This window comes from Streptomyces sp. NPDC025721 (assembly GCF_055558595.1).
In genome coordinates this window covers 642,043-662,592 of record NZ_JBVHMF010000001.1, presented here as the reverse complement: position 1 = coordinate 662,592, position 20,550 = coordinate 642,043, and the positions used below count along the sequence as shown (strand labels likewise).

Sequence of the window (20,550 nt, the reverse complement as noted above, 5' to 3'; positions counted from 1 at the left end):
AGAGGCGTCCGGTCGTACGGGCCGGACGCGCCCGGTCGCGGACCGACGGCGGGACACGCCATTTTATTGAAGCTTCAAGAAGTGCACGTACCATGAACGCCATGACATGGCTGACCGAAGACGAGCAGGCGACCTGGCGGGCGTTCCTGCACGCCACGACGTTGCTGGAAGACCACCTCGACCGTCAGCTCCAGCGCGACGCGGGCATGCCGCACATGTACTACGCGTTGCTCAGCACGCTCTCCGAGACGCCCGGCCGCAGTATGCGCATGACGGAGCTCGCCGAGCGCGCCAAGATCACCCGTTCCCGGCTGTCGCACGCTGTCGCCCGCCTGGAGGGGAACGGCTGGCTGCGCCGCGAGAACTGCCCCTCCGACCGCCGCGGGCAGATCGCGGTCCTCACCGACGCCGGTTACGACGAGGTGGTGCGTACGGCGCCCGGTCACGTCGCCGCCGTCCGCTCCGCGATCTTCGACCGGCTCACTCCCGAGCAGACGGCGCAGCTCGGGGAGATCTCCCGCGTCATCGCCGAGGGCCTGCACCAGCCGGACCGCGCGGACCTGCCCTGGCTGCGCTGAAAAGGTCGGTCACCGACCGCGGGAGCGTCAACCTCGCGCCCGTGAAGTCACCCCATACGGTCAGCGCCGCCCGGAGCGGGCGAGCCACCGTCCCTCGTGCCTGCTGACCTCGATCGGCCGCCCGAAGCATTGGGTCATCGACTCGGCCGTGAGCACCTGCCGCGCGGTCCCCGAGGTCAGCACCCGTCCCTCCTTGAGCAGCAGTACGTGCCCGATCGCGGGCGACAGCTCTTCCAGGTGGTGGGTGACGGTGATGGTCGCCAGACCCGTACGGGTGAGCGCGAGGCGGTGCATGGCGTCGATCAGGTCCTCGCGGGAGGGCAGGTCGAGCGCGTTGAAGGGCTCGTCGAGGAGCATCAGTGCCGGGTCGGCCATCAATGCCCGCGCCACCAGAACGCGGGCCCGCTGACCGCCGGAGCAGACCCCGTACGCCCGGTCCGCCAGATCCTTGATCTCCAGCTCCGCCAGCAGCTCGTGCGCGCGCTCGCGGACCTCGTCGTCGTACTTGCGCCACAGCGGCTGCACCGTGCCCGTGTGGCCGGTCAGGACGACGGTGTGGGCGGTGGCGTCGAGCGGCACCTTCTGTGAGGACGACACCAGGCCGATGTGCGCGCGCAATTCGCGCATGTCGACACGGCCGAGGCGGTGGCCGAGCACGTCCACCGTGCCGGAGGTGGGATGCATGAGGGCGCCGATGAGGCGCAGCATCGTCGTCTTGCCCGCGCCGTTGGCGCCGAGCAGCGCCCAGTGCTCGCCGGACCGTACGGTCCAGTTGACGTCGTCGAGGATGACCTGGCCGGTGGTGAAGCGGCGGACGCTGACGGCGTCGAGAGCGGCCACGACGGTGTTGGCTGTCATGACGGCACGGTAGCTGTATCCGCCACCTTCACGCCCCGGGATTCCACGATGTGAGCGGCCGTGCGTGGGAGGGAGGCGTCACATATGTGCGGCGGGCGGGGCGTCGGGTTCGGCGTCACCTGATGCGGGCGAATCGTCGGGCAGTGTGCTGGGCTGCGCCAGGGCACGCGGCTTGCCGCGCCGGTAGAGGAAGGCCGTCACCACGGTGCCGACGGCGAAGAAGCCCGCCGCCCACCAATAGGCGGTCGAATAGCTGTGCAACTGGGCCTGTGCGGCGACGGCGGGAGTGTTCTGCCTGCCGACCACGTAGCTGGCGGCGGCGCTGGTGGCGAGGGTGTTCAGCAGCGAGGTGCCGACGGAGCCGCCGACCTGCTGTGAGGTGTTCACCATGGCGGACGCGACACCGGCGTCACGCGCTTGTACGCCCGCGGTGGCGAGGTTCATCGCCGTGGCGAAGATTGAGCCGAGGCCGAGGCCGAGGATCAGCAGCGGCGGCAGTACGTGCGCGGGATAGGTGCTGTGCAGGTCGAGCGCGGTCAGCCACGCCATGGCGACGCCGGCCAGGGCCATGCCGGTCGGCACGATCGGCTTGGCGCCGAAGCGCGGCACCAGCACATTGGTGGTGGTCACCGACGTCACCACCATCACGGCGATCATCGGAAGAAAGGCGAGTCCAGTGGAGACCGGCGAGTAGTGCAGGCTCTGCTGGAGGTAGTACGTCAGGAACAGGAAGACGCCGAACATCCCGCCGCCGGAGATGAACATCGCCAGGAACGACGCGCCCCGGTCCCGGTCGGTCACCACCCGAAGCGGCAGCAGGGGATGCGCCGCACGGCGCTGCCAGGTGACGAAGGCGAGCAGCAGGACGACGCTCGCCACCAGGAAGCCCCAGGTCTGCGGCGAGCTCCAAGGGTGCTTCTCGGCGTTGGAGAAGCCGTAGACGATGCAGAACAGGCCGGCCGACACCAGGGCGGTGCCGGGGATGTCCAGCTTGGGACGGTCGGGCAGGGTGCCGCCTTGCAGCAGTCGTACGCCGCCGATGAACGCGATCGTGGCGAAGATCAGATTGACGTACAGGCACCAGCGCCAGTCGAGGTATTCGGTCAGCACACCGCCGAGCAGCAGACCGACGGCGCCGCCCGCGCCCGCGATGGCGCCGTAGATGCCGAACGCCTTGGCGCGCTCCTTGGGGATGGTGAAGGTCGTGGTGAGCAAGGAGAGGGCGGCGGGGGCGAGCAGGGCGCCGAACATGCCCTGGAGGGCGCGGGCGGTGACCAGTACGCCGAAGTTGGGGGCGGCGCCGCCGATCGCGGAGGCGAGCGCGAAGCCGGTCAGGCCGATCAGGAAGACCCTCTTGCGGCCGACCAGGTCGGCGAGACGGCCGCCGAGCAGCAGCAGCGAGCCGAAGGCGAGGGCGTACGCCGTCACGATCCACTGACGGTTGCCGTCGGTGAAGCCGAGGGCCGTCTGGGCGGAGGGCAGCGCGATGTTCACGATGGTGGCGTCGAGGACCACCATGAGCTGCGCCAGGCCGATCACGCCGAGCACCCACCAGCGGTGGGAGGGGGTGCCGACGACACTGCTGCGGCCCGGCTTCCCGTCGGGCTGTGGGCCGCCGCCGAGGCCGGCGGCGGAAGCGGAGGTGTCCGGGCTGCTACGGGCCATGACGGAGTTCTCCCTTGGCGCGACCACCCCCCGGGGACTCCACGCTAGGCGCAGCTCAGCGGCCTCGCCACGCGGGAAGCCGTCGCCCGGACGGCGCAAGGGCCCTGGACAGTGCCGAGGAGCCGCCGCGGTCCGGTCCCCGTACCGGAACCGCGGCGGCTCCTCCGTCTTCGGTGTCGGTCGTCGCGTCCGCGGCGGTGGTCGCCCGCAAGGCCCTGGAGTCCACCGCGACCGCCATCGGACGACCGTCCCGGGTGGCGATGACGGTCACGGAGTGGTCGGCCGCTCCGCGGTCCGCGGTGGCGGCGTGGGCGGGCGTCGTCCGCGCGGCCGGGAACCGCACGGCGGTGGCCATGCCTGTCCTGTCCAGCAGCAGACGGGTGGTGATCACGCGGTGCGCCCTTCACGAACCTGACCGCCGCGCGACCCGCGCTTCACCGGGTCTGCGGCACCGACACAACGATCAGTAACCGCCCATCCCATAGGACTAACGCGTCGTCACCCGAATGGCGCGACCCAATGAGCGCGACCGCGTGCGCTGAGGTAGCGCCGCACACCGTCACACACCGTGCGAAAGGCGATTTGGCGACAACCCTGACGTACCAACTCCGCGCGCGCACCCGCCCGGCAGCACGTTCCCTGAGAGGAACGGGCCCGGTCGGGCGGCACTCGCACAGGCAGGGGGTACGTGGATGGCGGCGACCGCCGACGGACCCGCTGCCGGGGACGGCGCGTCAGGGTCGGGACCGTTGGGTGACGACGAGCGCGCGGAGTTGACGGCGCTGCGGGCGCGGTTGGCGGTGACGCGGTCGCGGCACCGGGTGCGGTCGTTCTTCTCCGCGTTGCTCATCACACTGGCCGCGGTACTGGCTCCGCTCGGCGCGGTGGCGGTGTGGGCCGCCGACATCGTCGGCAACACCGACCGCTATGTGGCGACGATGGCGCCGCTCGCCGACAACCCGCAGGTGCGGAGGGCCGTCACCGATCAGGTGACGGCGGCCGTCATGGACCGGATCGACCTCGACTCGCTGCTGTCGAGCGTGGCGCCCTCGGATCTGCCGGGGGTGAAGGCGGCGCTGGGCGGGATCAGCGGCCCGATCACGTCGGGGGTGACGGATTTCGTGCACGGCACGGTGGCGACGTTCGTATCGAGCAGTGCCTTCTCGACGATCTGGGAGGAGCTGAACCGGAGGGCGCACGCGACGGTCGTCGACGCGCTGACCGGCAGTAACGATTCGGCGGTGCAGGTCGAGCACAACACGGTGACGCTCGATCTCGCACCCGTGGTGGCCGGGGTGAAGCAGCAGCTGGTGGACCGCGGGCTGAAGGTCGCCGGGCGGCTGCCCGACGTGCACACCGACTTCACGTTGCTGAAGTCGGACGAGATCGGGCGGGTGAAGACCGGTTTCCGGGCGCTGCAACTGGCCGGGGACTGGCTGCCGGTGGTCACCGTCGTCATCGCGGGCGCCGGGGTGCTGCTGGCCGTACGGCGTCGCCGCGCGCTGGTCGCCGCCGCGCTGGGTGTCGCGGCGGGGGTGGCCGTGCTCGGCGTCGCGCTCGCTCTCTTCCGCACCTTCTACCTCGACCACTTGTCCCCCGATGTGCACCATGCGGCCGCCGCGGCGATCTACGACCAGGTGGTGCGGTTTCTGCGGGCGAGCGTTCGGATGGTGATCACCCTGGGGGTCGTGGTGGCGCTGGGGGCGTGGCTGAGCGGTTCGGGGCAGTGGGCGGTACGGGTGCGGTCGATGTGGGAGTCGGGGATCGCGGCGGTGCGGGAGGCGGCGGGGGTGCGGTCGACCGGGCCGGTGGGGCCGTGGGTGGACCGTTTCCGCGTCTGGCTGCGGTGGGTCGTCGTCGCGGTCGCCTCGGTGGTCCTGGCGCTGTGGCCGTATCCGACCGGCATGGTGATCTTCTGGATCGCGTTGGTGTCGGTGGCGGGGCTCGCGGTCATCGAGTTCCTGGACGAGCGTCCGGCCGTTGATACGACCGGCGGGGGTGAGCGCGGATCCGGGGCGTTGACGTCGTAGTTGACGCCGTCGTCGGGTCCCTCGCCCCGGCTCCGTCGCACGGTCACTCTTGTGGCGCCGTCACCCTCGCGCGCCGAGCGCCGCCAACTGCTCGGCGAACGGCACGACCTCGTCGTCGGCACCGGCGCCCATACCGGCGTCCGTCGTCGCACCCCCGCCCGGCGCCGGGCGGGACGGTCGGGAGGTCATCAGGGCGGCGAGTTCGGCTCCCGCGCGGTCGATGCGGGCGGCGAGGGTGCCGTCGACAGCGCTGCTCCCGTTGCCGTTGCCGTCGCCACTGCCGCTGCCTGCCGTGCCCCAGTCCTCGGAGGCCGCGTATACGGCGGTCGGTACGACGATCGCGCGCAGGTAGGCGAACAGCGGGCGCATGGCGTGTTCGAGGACCAGGGAGTGGCGGGCGGTGCCGCCGGTGGCGGCGGCCAGCACCGGGGTACCCGCCAGTGCGTCTTTGTCGACAATGTCGAAGAACGACTTGAACAGGCCGCTGTACGAGCCGGTGAACACCGGGGTCACGGCGATCAGGCCGTCGGCGCCGGTCACCGAATCGATTGCGTCGCGCAGATGATGCGCCGGGAAGCCAGTGAGCATGTTGTGCGCGATGTCGTTGGCCAGGCCCCGCAGCTCGATGACCCGTACGTCCACGTCCACGTCACCGTCGATGTGGCGGCGTACTGCCTCCGTCAGCCGGTCGGCCAGCAGCCGGGTGGACGACGGCTGGCTGAGACCGGCGGTGACGACGGCGAGCCGGCGTCGCTCGATCGGGTGGTGCGTCATGCCCGGGCCTCCAGGACTTCGTCGGCGGTGTCGGCGTCGCGGCGGGCGAGCAGCGAGGCGTGGGTGGGGGCGTCGGGCACCTCGGCCGGGCGGCCCTTGGCGAATTCGGCGCGCAGGACGGGGACGACCTCCTCGCCGAGCAGGTCGAGCTGTTCGAGGACGGTCTTGAGGGGCAGACCGGCGTGGTCCATGAGGAAGAGCTGGCGCTGGTAGTCGCCGACGGCGTCGCGGAAGGTCAGGGTGCGTTCGATGACCTGCTGCGGGGAGCCGACGGTCAGCGGCGTCTGCTCGGCGAAGTCCTCCAGCGACGGCCCGTGCCCGTAGACCGGGGCGTTGTCGAAGTACGGCCGGAATTCCCGTACCGCGGCCTGCGAGTCGCGGCGCATGAACACCTGGCCGCCGAGGCCGACGATGGCCTGCTGCTCGGTGCCGTGGCCGTAGTGCGCGAAGCGGCGACGGTAGAGGTCGACCATCTTCTTGGTGTGTTCCATGGGCCAGAAGATGTTGTTGTGGAAGAAGCCGTCGCCGTAGTACGCGGCCTGCTCGGCGATCTCCGGGCTGCGGATGGAGCCGTGCCAGACGAACGGGGGCACGCCGTCCAGCGGGCGGGGCGTCGAGGTGAACGACTGGAGCGGCGTACGGAACTTGCCCGCCCAGTCGACGACGTCCTCGCGCCACAGCTTGTGCAGCAGCGCGTAGTTCTCGACAGCGAGCGGGATGCCCTGCCGGATGTCCTTGCCGAACCACGGGTAGACCGGCCCGGTGTTGCCGCGGCCCATCATCAGATCGACGCGGCCGTCCGCCAGGTGCTGGAGCATCGCGTAGTCCTCGGCGATCTTCACCGGGTCGTTCGTGGTGATCAGCGTGGTGGAGGTGGACAGCACGATGCGCTCGGTGCGGGCCGCGATGTAGCCGAGCATGGTGGTGGGCGAGGACGGCACGAAGGGCGGATTGTGGTGCTCGCCGGTCGCGAAGACGTCCAGGCCGACTTCCTCGGCCTTCCGCGCGATGGTGACCATCGCCTTGATCCGCTCGTGCTCGCTCGGCGTCCGTCCGTTGGTCGGGTCCGTCGTGACGTCGCCGACCGTGAAGATCCCGAACTGCATCACACCCACCGTCCTGTCGCACTCACCCTGTTTGGTTGAGCATTCAACATCCCGAACATTCCGGCCGCCCTACCTATTCCCCTGACCCCGCCGCACCCTGACCCCGCCGCACCCTGACCCCGCCGCACCCGGCCCCCCGCCGCACCCTGACCCCGCCGCACCCGGCCCCCCGGCCTCACCCGGCCCCCCGCCGCACCCGGCGCGAGCCCCCGCCTCGGCGTACGTTGGAAACGCCCGCCCCACCCGCCCCCAGCGACACGGAAGAGAGAGCCACCTCCATGGCAAGGATCCTGTTCGTCCTGACCGGAGCCACCCACTGGACGCTCGCCGACGGCAGCGCGCACCCGACCGGCTTCTGGGCCGAGGAGGCCGTGGTCCCGTACCGGGTCTTCACCGAGGCGGGCCACGAGGTCGTCGCCGCGACGCCGGGCGGGGTCGTGCCGACGGTGGACCGGGGAAGCCTCGCGCCCGAATTCAACGGCGGCGAGGAGGGCGCGGCGGCGATGGCGGCCGAGCTGGCCGGGATCGCCGCCTTCCAGCACCCCGTGAAGCTGTCCGACGTCTCGCTCGACGACTACGACGCGGTCTTCTACCCCGGCGGCCACGGCCCGATGGAGGACCTGTCGGCCGACGCCGTGTCCGGCGCCCTGCTCAACGCGGCCCTCGCCTCGGACAAGCCGCTCGGCATCGTCTGCCACGCGCCCGCCGCGCTGCTCGCCACCGCCACGGGACCCGGCGGCGCCTCCCCCTTCGCCGGTTACCGGCTGACCGGCTTCACCAACGTCGAGGAGACCCAGGCGGGCTTCGCCGACAAGGCCCGCTGGCTCCTCCAGGACCGGCTCGTGCAGCTCGGCGCCGACTTCCAGGAAGGCGCGCCCTGGGCGCCGCACACCGTCACCGACCGCAATCTGCACACCGGTCAGAACCCGGCCTCCGCCGGTCCCCTGGCCGCCGAGATCCTCAAGACCCTCGGCTGACGAACCGGCCTTCCGCCCCGCCCCCGGGCCCCCGACCGGCCACCGCCGACCCGCTACACTGGCGCCTGTCCCCGCCCCAGTAGCTCAGGGGATAGAGCACAGCTCTCCTAAAGCTGGTGTCGCAGGTTCGAATCCTGCCTGGGGCACACCGGAAGTAGCAGGTCACAGCCATGAGAGGCCCTCCCGTTGTCGAACGGGAGGGCCTCTTTGGCCGTGAAAGTCGGCACGGGGGCCGCACGAGCCCCCGGAGACCGCACGCCCCCGAGGAGACCCGGCCGGTCAGCTCATGTTGTTATACGCGTTGCCCGTGTGGGCGTCGGAGATCGCGCGGGGGGCGAAGGGGCGGGCGGGGTCGCCGGTGCCGGAGTAGAGGTAGACGGTCTTGGTGGCGGCCTGGTAGGCGAAGAGGTCGGCCTTGCCGTCGTGGTCGACGTCGCCGGCGCCGGTGAGCTGGGAGTACGTCTGCCAGCCGGAGCCGATCCGGGTGCGGCGCTCGAAGGTGCCGTCGGATTTGCCGAGGTAGAGCCACAGCACGCCGTCCTTGTCGCGGGCGACGAGGTCGCCCGCGGGTCCGCCCGCGAGGTCGCCGACGGCGGTGAGCTGGTCGTAGCCGGTCCAGCCGGTGCCGACGCGCACACGGGGCTCGAAGGGTCGGGCCGTGCTGCCGGTGCTGCGGTAGAGCCAGAGGGCACCGGTCGTGTCGACCGCGACGAGATCCGGGCGGCCGTCACCGGTGAGGTCGCTGCCGCCGGTGAGATGGGTGTACGTCTGCCAGCCGCCGCCGACGCGGACGCGCGGGGTGAGACCGCCGTCCTCGCGGCCCGAGTAGAGCCACAGGACCCCGTCCTTGTCGCGGGCGACGAGTTCGGGAAGGTAGTCGGGGCTGTTCGTCCCCGCGATGTCGCCGACGGTCTCGAGCTTGTCGTAGATCTGCCAGCCGCCGCCGATCCGCGCCCGCTGGCGCCCGTCGGCGGCGCTGTCCCGCCACAACCCGCCCGAGGCGTCGCGGCCCAGCAGGTCGGGCAGGCCGTCGTTGTCGAAGTCGTGCAGGGCGGAGGTCGGGGTGCCCGCGTGCGCGAGGAGCCGCGCGAACGGCCGGCCGTTCGGGTCGAGGGCGACGCGGAAGACGCCCGCGCCCTGGGCGGAGTCGCTGCCCTGGACGATCCGCGCGGTGCCGTCGGGGACGGCGTACGAGGCGTCGGCGCGGTCGAGGAAGGTGACCTTCTCGCCGGTCCCGACACGCAGGGCCGTCGTCCCGTACGTCACCCAGTCGCCGAGCAGGCCGATGGTCAGGTCCGTACCGGCTTTCACGCCCGGCACGGGCACCGCGGTGTCCGCGCCGGTGGTCCGGTTGCGGACGACCACCCGGAGCGTGTTCGCGGCGGTGTCGTCCTCGATCCAGGCGAGGCGGTTGCCGGAGATCACCGGATTCCGCGCCTGCCGCGGGTAGGGGAAGGTGAGGGTGGCGGTGGTCAGGTCGATCAGGCCGAAGCGCCGGTCGCTCTCCCCGGTCCCGGTGGGGACCAGGCCGTGGGTCGCGTCGCCCGGCCGCACCCGCCCGTAGTCGGTTCCCTCGGGCAGGCCCTGTACGGCGCGGTTCGCCCCGTCCGCGGTCTCGACCCACAGCTTCGTGGCGCCCCGGACGAACAGCGCCCGGCCCGCGACGCCCCCGTAGAGGCTGTCCAGCCCGTCGTCGACCGTCCGCAGCGCGAAGGAGGTGCCGGTGGGCATGTCCAGCACGCGGCTCCCGGACGTGTCGCTCGTGGTGGTGACGGTGTCCCCCGAGATCTCGGCGATCCCGTTGGCGGTGTCGAAGCGCAGGTCGCGGACCGGGCCGGCCCCGTACGGGGTCCAGCGGAGCTTGCCGTCGTCGCCGTCGTGCGGGACGTACGTCCAGAAGCCCTGGGTGCCCGCGGACGCCAGCGTGGCGCCGGGCGTCATCGGGAGCAGGCCGCTCACCCCGGACGTCGCGGCGGACGCCCGCGTCGCACCCGCGGAGGCGGAGGTGGTGGCGGTGGCCGTGGTGGTCAGCGAAACCGCGCCCAGAGTGACGGCCAGGACGGTGGCGGTCGCGGCGACGAGACGGCGGCGCCCGGTGCGGAGGGAGAGCAGGGAGACCAAGGAACGTTCCTCCTGTGCGAAACGGGGTGGGACACCGCCCTTGGTGTCCCACCCCGTCCGACAGCCGACCCGTCGGGTTGGTTGTGCTCTGCGGTCAGATGATCAGAGGAAGTCAATACGGCGTCGTACGGGTGAAGTTGGGGACACCCCGGTCTCCTTCGGCCGTTCTCAGGTCGCGAGGTGGGCGAAGACCACGGTGTTTCCCTCGTAGGAGTGAGTGCGCGCGTTCCAGTCGGAGCAGGTGATGAGGCGGAGTTCGGCGTCCGCGGTGTTGCCGTAGACGTCGAGGGTCGGGAACCGGGCCTTCTCGTAGGAGCGGACGGCGTCGACGGTGAAGACGGCGACTTTGTGGTCGGCGCGGGTGACGCGGATCTGCTGCTCGGGCTTCATCGCGCCGAGCCGGTAGAAGACGGCGGGGCCGGTCTCCTTGGAGTCGACGTGGCCGAGGATGACGGAGGGTCCGGTCTGGCCCGGGGCGGGCGAGTTGCGGTACCAGCCGGCGCGCAGCGGCTTGGAGGGGACCTCCAGGCTGCCGTCCTTGTTGAGGCCCAGGTCCAGCAGGTCGGAGTGGACGCCTATGGCCGGGATGTCGAGGGCGACCGGCTTGGACGCGGGCAGGGTGCCGGGCCGGGTGGGCGTCGGACCGGCCGCTTCGGCCGAGGCGGCGCCGCTCGGCGGGGCGGGCATCGCGGCCATGTCGTGGCCGGACATCTCGTGACCCGACATGTCGTCGCGCGGTGTGCTTCCCGCGACGGCCGGGCCCGGCTGCGGCGGCGGGTTGCCGCCGCCCCCGGTGGTCCCGGCGAGTACGGCGGTGACCCCCGCGGCGACGCAGGCCACCGCGAGGACGACGAGCATGACCGCCGTACGTCGCGTGCGGCCCACGCGGCCGGTGCGGCCGGTGCGGCCGTCGCCGGTCGTACGTACGGTGTCGTCCGTACGGCCGGTCTCGTCGTCCCGGCCGTCCTCGTGCGCGGCGGCGGCGTCGTCACTCATCGGGTCGTGACGCCCCTGCGGCGCAGGGCGAATCCGCCGATGCCGAGGCCGACCAGGGCGGCGGCGCTGCCGCCCGCGACCATGCCGGTGTGGATGCCGCTTCCGGTCTGCGTGGCGCCGTCACCGGTGTCCGCGCCGCCGCCGGGCATCGAGGTCATCTGGGAGACGTTGAAGGCGCCGCAGAGGGCGGGGTCGGTGGCCTCGGCGGGCAGGGTCTTGTCGAGTTCGCTCGCGCCGAGCACGTTGTCGTACTTGCCGTTGCCGTTGTAGTCGATGCCGTGCACGACCAGGACGGCCTTGCCGGACTTGAGGTTCGCGGCGACGTTGTCGGTGACTTCGAGGGTGCGGCTGTACTTGACGCTCGAACCGGCCGGGAAGCGGTCGACGGCCAGGGCGCTCTTGGGGGTGCTGTCGCCGCTGGTGGTGAGCGAGGTGCCGATCATGCCGTAGTCCTTCATGGCGTCGGCGACGTTGATCGAACTGTGGCCGTTGTGGTCCTTGGCCTCGGACGGCTTGGGACACACACCGGCGCCGTCGACGTGGATGTGCATGGCGTGCGGGGAGCCGCCGCCGACCAGGTCCGACGCGGTGACGGTGATCTTCGCGGTGTTGCCGGAGAGCTGGATCATCGCCGTCCCGCTGCCCGTGACGTGGTTGGCGGTGATCGGGTCCAGCGACGCCTGGTACGTGGTCCAGGGGACGTCGGTGTCCGTCGGTGCCGCCCACGCCGCTGCCGGGAAGGCCAACGGGACCGCGGCGACTGCTATCGCGGTCACGACACGTGCGCTGGTGGATCGCATGGTGGTGCTGCCCTTCACTCGCGGATCCGCGGAGTCGGCATGGCGTCGGCTCCGCGACCGGAGGCGGGTGCCTCCGCACTGGCATTCGGAGCGGTGGGGGGCGCGGATTGGTACGGGTGTGCCCATGACCTCTTTACGGCGGTACCTCCGCGTCCGGGCATACGGACATATCGCATACGTATGTCCGTATGCCCGGGGAGAGCCGGAGCGCCTTGCGCCGCGCACGACATGACGCGCCGTCAACATCGGCACCACCGCCAAGCCGGACGGCGCACCCCTGGCATCCGTATCCGCATATTCGCCCGATCGGGGACAAAAACCTCTTTCGGGCAATCCGGCACCTCCCCTGGAGACGAACGGGGTGCAGGGACCGGTCCCGAGGCCGGACTCTTCACCCCCACAGAAAGACCACCCATGAGTTCACGCAGAACACCGGGCATCGTCGGCCGGTGGAAGTCGGCAGCGCTGCTGCTGACGCTCGGCACGGCGATCGCGGGAGCGGCGCTCGCCGGTCCCGGTACGGGCGTCGGCCAGGCGTCCAGCCACCGCGAGGCGCCGCTGATCGCGGCGGACCCACAGGTCGACAACACCGACCTCTACGCGTTCTCCAGTCCTGACAAGTCGGACACGGTGACGCTGGTCGCGAACTGGTACCCGTTCCAGGAGCCCAACGGGGGGCCGAACTTCTACCCGTTCGCCACCGACGCCCAGTACGACATCAATATCGACAGCCAGGGCACCGGCAAGGCGGACCTCACGTACCGCTGGACCTTCCGCAACGAGGATCGGCGCGGAGACAAGACATTCCTGTACAACAACGGCGTGGTGAACAACCTCAACGACAAGACGCTGCTGTTCCGCCAGCACTACACGCTCCAGGAACTGCGCGCGGGCAAGCGCCCGGTCACGCTGGTGAAGGACGGCATCGCGACGCCGTCGAACGTCGGCAAGGCGTCGATGCCGAACTACGGGCGGCTGCGCGGCCAGGCGACGCGGAAGCTGCCCGGCGGCGGTCAGACGGTGGCCTCGCAGGCCGCCGACCCGTTCTTCCTCGACCTGCGCGTCTTCGACCTGCTCTACGGCGGGAATCTGTCGGAGACCGGGCACAACACGCTCAAGGGCTACAACGTCAACACGCTGGCGATCCAGGTCCCGAAGTCGGCGCTGGCGCTCAACTGCAACCCCAAGCGCAACCCGGTGATCGGCGTGTGGAGCACCACCTCGCGCCGCACCATGAACCTCTCCCCGGGCAAGCAGACGGCCAGCGGCCCGTACGTGCAGGTCTCGCGGCTGGGCAACCCGCTGGTGAACGAGGCGGTGGTGCCCGCGGGTCTGAAGAACGCGTTCAACGCGCTGCCGCCGTCGCAGGACCACAACCAGCCCAAGGTCGTGGCGAAGGTGCTCAACCCCGAGCTGCCGATGCTGATCCAGTCGATCTACGGGATCCCGGCGCCCGCGACGCCGCGCAAGGACCTTCAGGAGATCTTCCTGACCGGTATCGCGAAGGCGGCGAACGGCCCGCTGGCCGTGGACCTCAACTCGCAGCTCATGAACCAGGACGCCGACAAGAAGCGGTTCGTCCCCGCCGAGGAGCTGCGGCTGAACATGTCCACCCCCGTCACCGCGAAGCCGGACCGTCTCGGCGTGCTGAACGGCGACTTCCAGGGCTACCCCAACGGCCGCCGCCTCGGTGACGACGTCGTGGACATCGCGATCCAGGCGCTGGAGGGCGCGACCCCCGGCCACCTGATCCAGGCGCTCGCCGCGGGTGACGGCGTGAACGGACCCGGCGTCCCCTTCGCCGGCACCTTCCCGTACGTCGCGCTGCCCTACACCGGCTCGGTCAACCAGGCCGGCTGAGCAAGCCACCCGGCGTGGGCACCTGACAGGCCCACGCCGGGTCCCTCTCCTCCGGTCCGACCGCCCCACCCGTCCGACCGGCCGGAGCCCCTGTTCGCCCCGAGCGGAGAAAACAGACCCCCATGCGCCGCCTCGCCCTGATCGCCACCACCGCCGTGCTCTGTGCGGGCCTGACCGGTTTCGCAGCGCTGGAGCGCTCGGGCGGCGCCTCGTCCCCGCCGCCGTCCGACGCGGTCCCTGGCCAGAGTTCCGATACGGGTTCCGGTACAGGTTCCGGTACGGGTCCCGGCCCGGACTCCGGCCCGGTCTCCGGCCCGCAGGCGGCGCCGTTGAGCGTGGACGCCATCGTCGCCAAGCTCCAGAGCACGCTGCGCACACAGCCGAACGACGCCCCCTCCTGGGCCCAGCTCGGCTCGGAATACGTCGAACAGGCCCGGCTCGACGTCGATCCGACGCTGTACCCGAAGTCGGAGGCGGCGCTGCGCAAGTCGCTCGCGCTCCAGCCGCGGCACAACACCGCCGCGCTCACCGGAATGGCCGGACTGGCCAACGCGCGGCACCAGTTCGCGCAGGCCAGGACGTGGGCGGACAAGGCGATCAGCGACGACCCGTACGCCTGGGCGCCCTACGGCGCGCTCAACGACGCGCTCACCCAGTTGGGTGAGGACAGCGCCGCGCAGGACGCCGTGCAGCGGATGCTCGATCTGCACCCGTCGACGGCGTCGTTCACCCGGGCGTCGTACACCTTCGAGCTGCACGGGCGCACCGCGGACGCGGAGCAGGCGCTGCGGCGGGCGCTCCAGGACGCGACGACGGCGGCCGACCAGGCGTTCTGCCACCACTACTTGGGCGAGCTGGCCTTCAACACCGGCAAGACGCGCGAGGCGCTGCGGGAGTACCGGACGGCGCTCGCGCTGGATCCGACGTACACCGCGTCGCTGGCGGGCGCGGCCAGGGCGGAGGCGGCGCTCGGGCGGACGGACCAGGCGGTCGCGGACTACCGGACGGCGATCGACCGGGTGCCGCAGCCGCAATATGTGCTGGAATTCGGCGAATTGCTGGAGTCGCTGGGCCGGGCGCCGGAAGCCAGGGCGCAGTACGGGGTGCTGGAGGCGGAGCAGAGGCTGTTCGCGGCCAACGGCGTGGTGGACGACCTCAACCTCGGCCAATATCAGGCCGATCACGGCGACGCGGACCTCGCGGTGAAGCTGCTGAGCGCCGAGTGGGACCGGCGGCACAGTGTGCTGGTCGCGGACGCGCTGAGCTGGGCGCTGCACCGGGCGGGCCGTGACGGCGACGCGCTGCCGCTGGCCGAGCAGGCGAACCGGCTCGGCTGGCGCGACGCGCTGCTGCGCTACCACCGGGGCGTGATCGAGCAGTCGCTCGGCGACGACGAGGCGGCGCGTACGGACCTGGCCGGGGCCCTGGCCGCCAATCCGGCCTTCTCGCCGCTGTACGCGCCGGACGCGCGCGCCCGGCTGACCGCCCTTCAGAAGGATCAGAAGGAACCGGCGGCACAACCACCGCAAGGACGGCGAGGACAGCGATGACGACCCCGATCCGTGCCCGGCGCGGCGCGGCCCTGCTGCTGGTGGCGGTGCCCTCGCTGCTGTGGCTGGCCGCCCCGGCCGTCTCCGCCCACCCGCTGGGCAACTTCACCGTCAACCGGTACGACGGTCTGACCGTACGCCCCGACCGGATCGACGACCTCGCCGTCGTGGACACCGCCGAGATCCCCACGCTCCAGGCCAAGGCCGCCATGGACACCGACCACGACGGGGCCCTGAGCCCGGCGGAGGCCGCGGCCCACGCGCACACCGCCTGCACCGACCTGGCGCGCGGTATCGACGCGACGCTCGGCGGCGACACGGGCGCGGCCGGCGGTTCGGGGACCGCGGGCGGCGCCGGGGGCGCGCGGCGGGCCGAGGCCCTGCGGTTCGGGCTGACGGACGCGTCCTTCCGGCTGGTGCCCGGGCAGGCCGGGCTCGACACCGGACGGCTGGAGTGCCGGCTGTCCGCGCCCGCCTCCCCCGGCCGCGGCGACACGATCGCGCTGGCCACGGGCGTGGACAGCAGCCGGATCGGCTGGCACGAGATCACCGCGCACGGGGACGGCGTACGCATCGGCTCCTCGGACGTCCCTGCCGTCTCGGTCTCGCGCGAGCTGCGCGCGTATCCCGCGGACCTGCTCGCCGACCCGCTGGACCAGCGCCGTACGCGGCTCGTCCTGGGCTCGGGTCCCGGGGCCGTCGCGGCCGTCGCGCCCGGCACCGGCTGGCCCTCCTCCTGGTACGCCGCCCTGGACCGGCGGCTGGGCGCGCTCACCGACCACGACCGGCTCACCCTCCCCGTCGGGCTGCTCGCCGTGCTGATGGCCATGGTGCTGGGCGCGGGGCACGCGGCGCTGCCCGGTCACGGCAAGACCATCATGGCCGCGTATCTGGCGGGCCGTCAGGGGCGTCCGCGCGACGCCGTCACGGTCGCGGGCACGGTGACGCTGACCCACACCGCCTCCGTCCTCGTCCTCGGCATCGCGCTCAGCGTGTCCTCCGCGCTCGTCGGCGAGGACGTCCTGGCCTGGCTGGGTACGGTCAGCGGCATCGTCATCACCGCGGCCGGTCTGTGGCTGCTGCCGTCGGCCGTCCGGGTCTTCCGGGCGCGGCAGGCGGAGCACGGGCACGCGGGGGGCGCGGCTCACGGTTCGCACGGCCACGGCCACGGCCACGAGCACGGACCGGGACACGGACACGCGCACGGACACGCGCACGGACACGGGGCTGAGCACCAGCACCCGCACCCGTCGTCCGGCCCGCTCGTCGAGGTCCCCGAGGGCGCCGAGGGCATCACCCAGCAGAGCGCGGCCACGACCGTCGCCACCACGCGGGTCGCGGTCCTGGACGAACGGGAGGCCCCCGAACACGAACACGACCACGAGCACGGCCTTGAGCACGGCCTTGAGCACGACCACGGCCACGACGGTCACCACTCGCACCACACCGACGATCACACCGCCCACGAACACCCGCACCGCCACGGCCTCTTCGGCCACGGCCACCATCACCACTCCCACTCCGCGGGCGGCACCCGCAAGCGCGGCGGTCTCATCGGCATCGGCATCGCGGGCGGCCTGGTCCCCAGCCCCTCGGCGCTGGTCGTCCTGCTGGGCTCGATCGCCCTCGGCCGTACGGCGTTCGGCGTGCTGCTCGTCGTCTGCTACGGCCTCGGCATGGCCGCCACCCTCGCCGCCGCGGGCCTGCTCCTGCTGACGCTCAGGGACCGCTTCCCCGCGCTGAGCGGCGGGAGATGGCACGCCGTCGGCGCGTGGAGCGGTCGCCTCACCCCTCTGGGCACCGCGCTGCTCATTCTCGCCGTGGGCGTGGGAACCGCCCTGCGTGCGATGCCCCTCTGACGGATCCACAACACCCGCACCCGTTGTCCCACGGACGCCACAAGGACAGAACCATGCGCACACCCTCGCGTACGACGACCCGCACGACTGATATGACCGGCACGACCCGCGCGGCCACACGTATGACACCGCCTACGTCACCGCGTACGGCCTCCCGCCCGGCCGCCCTCCTCGGCGCCGCCCTGACCGCCGCCGTCCTCGCGCTCGCGCTCACCTCCTGCGCCGCCGACCGGCACACGGGAGCGCTGGTCACCGGCCCCGCGAGCCCGCGTCCGACCTGCCGCGTCCACCAGGCGACGCTGCCCGACCGCGACTACACGGCGGGCAAGAACAGCGACCCGATGGCCGTACTGTCGATGCTCCGCTACTACAAGGCCCAGCACGCGCTGCCCTATTGCGACGGAAAACCGGCCAGCCGTCAGGACGACGCCTGGGACACCCTCTACGGCGACCTCACCCGGCGCTGAGCGCGCCACCGGCCTGCGACTCCGCCCATGACCCCGGCGGACGGCCGACGGGCGCCACGTCAGGGCGCCCGCACATCCGTACGTCCGTACCCCCTTTCCAGGTGGCCATCGGGCGGAGCGGCCATACCTGAGGACCGGGGCCACGAACTCCCCTTGGTCCGCACGGCACCCGGTTCAGCACCGGGCGCTGAGGAGGTGAGCCGAATGCCGGACGCAGGTCCGACGCGTCTCCCGTCGCCGCCGGAGGCGGAGTGCTGGGAGAGCGACGGCCTCGAACAGCACATGCTGGCGGCGGGACGCGGCGACCAGGAGGCGTTCACCGCGCTGTACACGCTGCTCTTTCCCATGGTCAGGTCGCTGGTCCAGCGGCGGGTGCGGCTGCGTGCCGAAGCCGAGGACATCGCCCAGGACGTCATGGCCGAGGTGTGGGCGAAGGCGTCGCTGTACCGGCCGGAGCAGGGGAGCGTACGCGGCTGGGTCGTCACCATCGCGCACCGCCGTGCCGTCGACTGGATCCGGCGCAACGCCGTACTGCTGCGCAGTGAGGACCTCGCGGCCCGCAGGACGCGGCTGCCGGCCGGCGACAACGTCCTGGACATCGTCGAGCGGCGCATGAGGCAGGCGGCGGTGCGGCGCGGGGTGAGCGTGCTGACCGATCTGCAACGGGAGGCGATCCACCTGGCGTTCTACGCCGAGCGCAGCCACCAGGAGGTCGCGGAGACGCTCGGCATCCCGCTGGGCACGGCCAAGTCCCGTGTCCGCAGCGCCCTGACGCGTCTGCGCCGCGACCTCGGCCTCGACCTGGATCTGAACCTGAACCTGGATCTGAACCTCGACCTGGACCGCAAGTGACGGCGCGGGACGACGGACACGGGACGACGGAGACGGGACGACGGGGGCGGGACGGCGGGGGCGGGACGGCGGAGACGGGACGACGGAGACGGTACGACGGACACGGGACGGCGAGGGCGGAGGGGCGTTACGGGCGGCGCGCCGCGTTCCACTCGCGGTAGACCGCCCACGCGTCCCCGACCGGGCCCAGGTGCCCGAGTTTGTCGGGGTTGCTGACGGAGTTGATCATCTGGATCCGGCCGTCGAGCACGTCCAGCGTCCACACGTTGAGCACCTTGCGGTCGCGGTCGCGGAAGATCATGCCGGGCTGGCCGTTGATCTCGTGGGACTCGACGGTCACGTCGATGCGGAAGAACCAGGGGAAGGTGGTGGCGAGCAGGCGCGTCACGTTCTCGACGCCGCTGATGGCGCGGGCGAACTGCGGGGTCTTGCCGCCGCCGTCGCCGACGACCTGGACGTCCGCGGCGAGCACGTCGCGCAGGGCCTCGACGTCGCCCTCGCGCAGCGCGTCGAAGAACCGTCCCGCCAGCCTCTCCCGCTCCCGCCGGTCGGCCTCGAAGCGCGGGCGGCCCTCGTCCATGTGCCGCCTGGCGCGTACCGCGAGCTGACGGCAGGCGGCCTCGGAGCGGCCGACGGCGGAGGCGACCTCGGGGAAGCCGAAACCGAAGACCTCGCGCAGCACGAAGACGGCGCGCTCCAGCGGGCTGAGCCGCTCCAGCAGCAACAGGGCGGCCGTCGAGACGGAGTCGGCCAGTTCCGCCGAGCGCGCCGGGTCGTCGTAGGGGTCGGCGAGCAGCGGCTCCGGCAGCCACTCCCCCACGTACTCCTCGCGCCGGAAGCGGGCGGAGCGCAGCACGTCGATGGAGACGCGGGTGACGGCGGCCGACAGGTACGCCTTGGGCGAGGCGGGCGAGGTCCCGGCGGCCTCGTAGCGCAGCCAGGTGTCCTGGACCGCGTCCTCCGCCTCGCTCACGCTGCCCAGGATCCGGTACGCGATCGAGAACAGCAGCGGCCGCAGGTCCTCGAACTCCCCCGCCCGCGCCGCACCGGACCGTGCCCCGTCAGACCGTGCCGAACCCTGCCCCTGCCGCGCATCCGCCCGCGTCACTTCAGCCCCTTCTCGAACCCCTCGCGCCACGACGAGTAGCGCGGCTCCCAGCCCAGTTCCCGCCGGGCCTTGGCATTGGAGAAGCCGCGGCCCTCGGTCATCATCGTCACCGCCACCTCCCCGGCCAGCAAACGGGCCAGCCACGCGGGCACCCGCATCGGCCGTTTCGCGCCCGCGCACCGGGCCAGATACGGCAGCCACTCGGCGGCCGGCGCCGGTTCGTCGTCGACGACGTTGAACAGGCCGGTCGCGCGCCGCTCGACGGCCAGGGCGGTGGCGCTCGCCGCGTCGTCCAGGTGGATCCACGAGGTGTGGCCCGCGCCGGCGCCGACGAGCGGGAGCTGCCGCTTGCGCAGGAGTTCGACCATGTCGTCGGTGACGCCGGGGCCGTAGAAACTGCCGTAGCGCATGACCGCGCCGCCGAAGTCCGCCACCACGTCCTCGACGTGCCGGATCGCCCGCATCCCCGCCTGCGCCGCCGTCCCCTCCATCAGGTCGAGCGGGTCCTGTTCCGTCTTGACCCAGCCGCCCTCGCGGACGCCGTTCCAGGAGGCGTAGCCCTGGGCGACGACGTGGCGCACGCCGGTCGCCTGGGCCGCCGCCAGCAGGTGGTCGGTGCCTTCGGTGCGGAGCCGGATGGTGGGGGCGAACCAGCGGTCCATGTGCTTGAGGTCGGGCTTGCCCGCGTGCGCGGTGGCGATCGCCGTCATCTGGTGCACGATGACGTCCGGCCGCGCCGTGGCCACCGCCTCGCCGACCGACGCCGCGTCCAGGCCGTCCATCACGACGCCGTCGGCGCCCAGCGCCTTCAGCGAGTCCAGTTTGGCCGCGCTCGTCGTGGTGGCCGTCACCTGGTGGCCCCCGTCCACGAGCAGCGGCACCAGCCGCCGCCCCAGTACCCCGCTCCCGCCCGCCACGAACACCCGCATGACCGCCACCGTCCTCGCGT

General features: G+C 72.1%; 18 protein-coding genes and 1 tRNA gene. 9 read left to right on the top strand and 10 right to left on the bottom strand.

Translation table 11 applies throughout. The features are described 5' to 3' along the window. Nucleotides 1-92 precede the first annotated feature (92 nt). Nucleotides 93-578, top strand: coding sequence for a MarR family winged helix-turn-helix transcriptional regulator (locus ACZ4EF_RS02935; protein WP_391043331.1), 486 nt, complete (start codon nt 93-95; stop codon nt 576-578). 60 nt (nt 579-638) lie between these two features. On the opposite strand, the gene ACZ4EF_RS02930 is transcribed toward ACZ4EF_RS02935, so the two are convergent. The 3 genes from ACZ4EF_RS02930 to ACZ4EF_RS02920 form a co-directional block, all read right to left on the bottom strand. Beyond that, nucleotides 639-1,436 carry an ABC transporter ATP-binding protein gene (locus ACZ4EF_RS02930; protein WP_355337811.1) on the bottom strand — a complete coding sequence of 266 codons (798 nt, stop codon included), beginning with the start codon at nt 1,434-1,436 and terminating at the stop codon, nt 639-641. A 78-nt stretch (nt 1,437-1,514) separates the two neighbouring features. Continuing rightward, nucleotides 1,515-3,101, bottom strand: a complete 1,587-nt coding sequence (locus tag ACZ4EF_RS02925) for a DHA2 family efflux MFS transporter permease subunit (protein ID WP_401857430.1) — start codon at nt 3,099-3,101, stop codon at nt 1,515-1,517. A 55-nt stretch (nt 3,102-3,156) separates the two neighbouring features. Further along, nucleotides 3,157-3,492, bottom strand: coding sequence for a hypothetical protein (locus ACZ4EF_RS02920; RefSeq protein ID WP_391162385.1), 336 nt, complete (start codon nt 3,490-3,492; stop codon nt 3,157-3,159). Between the two features lie 301 nt (nt 3,493-3,793). On the opposite strand from ACZ4EF_RS02920, the gene ACZ4EF_RS02915 reads away from it, so the two are divergent. Further along, complete coding sequence (locus ACZ4EF_RS02915) at nt 3,794-5,131, top strand: hypothetical protein (RefSeq protein WP_467502424.1); 1,338 nt, start codon at nt 3,794-3,796, stop codon at nt 5,129-5,131. A gap of 60 nt (nt 5,132-5,191) precedes the next feature. Here ACZ4EF_RS02915 and ACZ4EF_RS02910 read toward each other — a convergent pair whose 3' ends face one another. Further along, a complete protein-coding gene (locus ACZ4EF_RS02910) occupies nt 5,192-5,905 on the bottom strand; it encodes an FMN reductase (protein ID WP_467502422.1) in 714 nt (237 codons plus the stop codon). Then, nucleotides 5,902-7,011 carry an LLM class flavin-dependent oxidoreductase gene (locus tag ACZ4EF_RS02905; protein ID WP_355337796.1) on the bottom strand — a complete coding sequence of 370 codons (1,110 nt, stop codon included), beginning with the start codon at nt 7,009-7,011 and terminating at the stop codon, nt 5,902-5,904. The genes ACZ4EF_RS02910 and ACZ4EF_RS02905 overlap by 4 nt, the downstream gene beginning before the upstream one ends. Nucleotides 7,012-7,289: 278 nt before the next feature. Between ACZ4EF_RS02905 and ACZ4EF_RS02900 the strand changes: the two genes are divergently transcribed. Both ACZ4EF_RS02900 and ACZ4EF_RS02895 read left to right on the top strand, forming a co-directional pair. Further along, the gene (locus ACZ4EF_RS02900; RefSeq protein WP_467502420.1) at nt 7,290-7,988 is read left to right on the top strand and encodes a type 1 glutamine amidotransferase domain-containing protein; all 699 of its coding nucleotides are present in this window, start codon (nt 7,290-7,292) and stop codon (nt 7,986-7,988) included. 73 nt (nt 7,989-8,061) lie between these two features. Next, a tRNA-Arg gene (locus ACZ4EF_RS02895) sits at nt 8,062-8,134 on the top strand. A gap of 133 nt (nt 8,135-8,267) precedes the next feature. Here the strand turns inward: ACZ4EF_RS02895 and ACZ4EF_RS02890 are convergent. The 3 genes from ACZ4EF_RS02890 to ACZ4EF_RS02880 form a co-directional block, all read right to left on the bottom strand. Further along, a complete protein-coding gene (locus ACZ4EF_RS02890) occupies nt 8,268-10,109 on the bottom strand; it encodes an FG-GAP repeat domain-containing protein (RefSeq protein WP_467502418.1) in 1,842 nt (613 codons plus the stop codon). 168 nt (nt 10,110-10,277) lie between these two features. Next, on the bottom strand, nt 10,278-11,105 hold the full coding sequence (locus ACZ4EF_RS02885; protein WP_467344822.1) for a class F sortase: 828 nt from the start codon (nt 11,103-11,105) through the stop codon (nt 10,278-10,280). Further along, nucleotides 11,102-11,881, bottom strand: coding sequence for a hypothetical protein (locus ACZ4EF_RS02880; RefSeq protein WP_467502416.1), 780 nt, complete (start codon nt 11,879-11,881; stop codon nt 11,102-11,104). The genes ACZ4EF_RS02885 and ACZ4EF_RS02880 overlap by 4 nt, the downstream gene beginning before the upstream one ends. Nucleotides 11,882-12,319: 438 nt before the next feature. On the opposite strand from ACZ4EF_RS02880, the gene ACZ4EF_RS02875 reads away from it, so the two are divergent. The 5 genes from ACZ4EF_RS02875 (at nt 12,320) to ACZ4EF_RS02855 (ending at nt 18,493) form a co-directional block, all read left to right on the top strand. Next, a complete protein-coding gene (locus ACZ4EF_RS02875) occupies nt 12,320-13,765 on the top strand; it encodes a DUF4331 domain-containing protein (protein WP_355337781.1) in 1,446 nt (481 codons plus the stop codon). A gap of 122 nt (nt 13,766-13,887) precedes the next feature. Beyond that, nucleotides 13,888-15,315, top strand: a complete 1,428-nt coding sequence (locus ACZ4EF_RS02870) for a tetratricopeptide repeat protein (protein WP_467502414.1) — start codon at nt 13,888-13,890, stop codon at nt 15,313-15,315. Further along, on the top strand, nt 15,312-17,174 hold the full coding sequence (locus tag ACZ4EF_RS02865) for a nickel/cobalt transporter (RefSeq protein WP_467502412.1): 1,863 nt from the start codon (nt 15,312-15,314) through the stop codon (nt 17,172-17,174). The genes ACZ4EF_RS02870 and ACZ4EF_RS02865 overlap by 4 nt, the downstream gene beginning before the upstream one ends. 53 nt (nt 17,175-17,227) lie before the next feature. Then, nucleotides 17,228-17,641, top strand: coding sequence for a hypothetical protein (locus ACZ4EF_RS02860; protein WP_467502411.1), 414 nt, complete (start codon nt 17,228-17,230; stop codon nt 17,639-17,641). A gap of 204 nt (nt 17,642-17,845) precedes the next feature. Beyond that, nucleotides 17,846-18,493 (top strand): sigma-70 family RNA polymerase sigma factor, encoded by a 648-nt coding sequence (locus ACZ4EF_RS02855; protein ID WP_355337769.1) that lies wholly within the window; start codon nt 17,846-17,848, stop codon nt 18,491-18,493. A 127-nt stretch (nt 18,494-18,620) separates the two neighbouring features. Here ACZ4EF_RS02855 and ACZ4EF_RS02850 read toward each other — a convergent pair whose 3' ends face one another. Together ACZ4EF_RS02850 and ACZ4EF_RS02845 are read right to left on the bottom strand one after the other, a co-directional pair. Continuing rightward, complete coding sequence (locus tag ACZ4EF_RS02850; protein ID WP_355337766.1) at nt 18,621-19,601, bottom strand: RNA polymerase sigma-70 factor; 981 nt, start codon at nt 19,599-19,601, stop codon at nt 18,621-18,623. Further along, a complete protein-coding gene (locus tag ACZ4EF_RS02845) occupies nt 19,598-20,530 on the bottom strand; it encodes an NAD-dependent epimerase/dehydratase family protein (protein WP_355337763.1) in 933 nt (310 codons plus the stop codon). The genes ACZ4EF_RS02850 and ACZ4EF_RS02845 overlap by 4 nt, the downstream gene beginning before the upstream one ends. Between the last annotated feature and the right edge of the window lie 20 nt (nt 20,531-20,550).

Bases quoted from the DNA above. Each gene is read 5' to 3' on its own strand.
- ACZ4EF_RS02935 (WP_391043331.1), top strand. From the start codon at position 93: ATGAACGCCATGACATGGCTGACCGAAGACGAGCAGGCGACCTGGCGG.
- ACZ4EF_RS02930 (WP_355337811.1), bottom strand. From the start codon at position 1,436: ATGACAGCCAACACCGTCGTGGCCGCTCTCGACGCCGTCAGCGTCCGC.
- ACZ4EF_RS02925 (WP_401857430.1), bottom strand. From the start codon at position 3,101: ATGGCCCGTAGCAGCCCGGACACCTCCGCTTCCGCCGCCGGCCTCGGC.
- ACZ4EF_RS02915 (WP_467502424.1), top strand. From the start codon at position 3,794: ATGGCGGCGACCGCCGACGGACCCGCTGCCGGGGACGGCGCGTCAGGG.
- ACZ4EF_RS02910 (WP_467502422.1), bottom strand. From the start codon at position 5,905: ATGACGCACCACCCGATCGAGCGACGCCGGCTCGCCGTCGTCACCGCC.
- ACZ4EF_RS02905 (WP_355337796.1), bottom strand. From the start codon at position 7,011: ATGCAGTTCGGGATCTTCACGGTCGGCGACGTCACGACGGACCCGACC.
- ACZ4EF_RS02900 (WP_467502420.1), top strand. From the start codon at position 7,290: ATGGCAAGGATCCTGTTCGTCCTGACCGGAGCCACCCACTGGACGCTC.
- ACZ4EF_RS02885 (WP_467344822.1), bottom strand. From the start codon at position 11,105: ATGAGTGACGACGCCGCCGCCGCGCACGAGGACGGCCGGGACGACGAG.
- ACZ4EF_RS02875 (WP_355337781.1), top strand. From the start codon at position 12,320: ATGAGTTCACGCAGAACACCGGGCATCGTCGGCCGGTGGAAGTCGGCA.
- ACZ4EF_RS02870 (WP_467502414.1), top strand. From the start codon at position 13,888: ATGCGCCGCCTCGCCCTGATCGCCACCACCGCCGTGCTCTGTGCGGGC.
- ACZ4EF_RS02865 (WP_467502412.1), top strand. From the start codon at position 15,312: ATGACGACCCCGATCCGTGCCCGGCGCGGCGCGGCCCTGCTGCTGGTG.
- ACZ4EF_RS02860 (WP_467502411.1), top strand. From the start codon at position 17,228: ATGCGCACACCCTCGCGTACGACGACCCGCACGACTGATATGACCGGC.
- ACZ4EF_RS02855 (WP_355337769.1), top strand. From the start codon at position 17,846: ATGCCGGACGCAGGTCCGACGCGTCTCCCGTCGCCGCCGGAGGCGGAG.
- ACZ4EF_RS02845 (WP_355337763.1), bottom strand. From the start codon at position 20,530: ATGCGGGTGTTCGTGGCGGGCGGGAGCGGGGTACTGGGGCGGCGGCTG.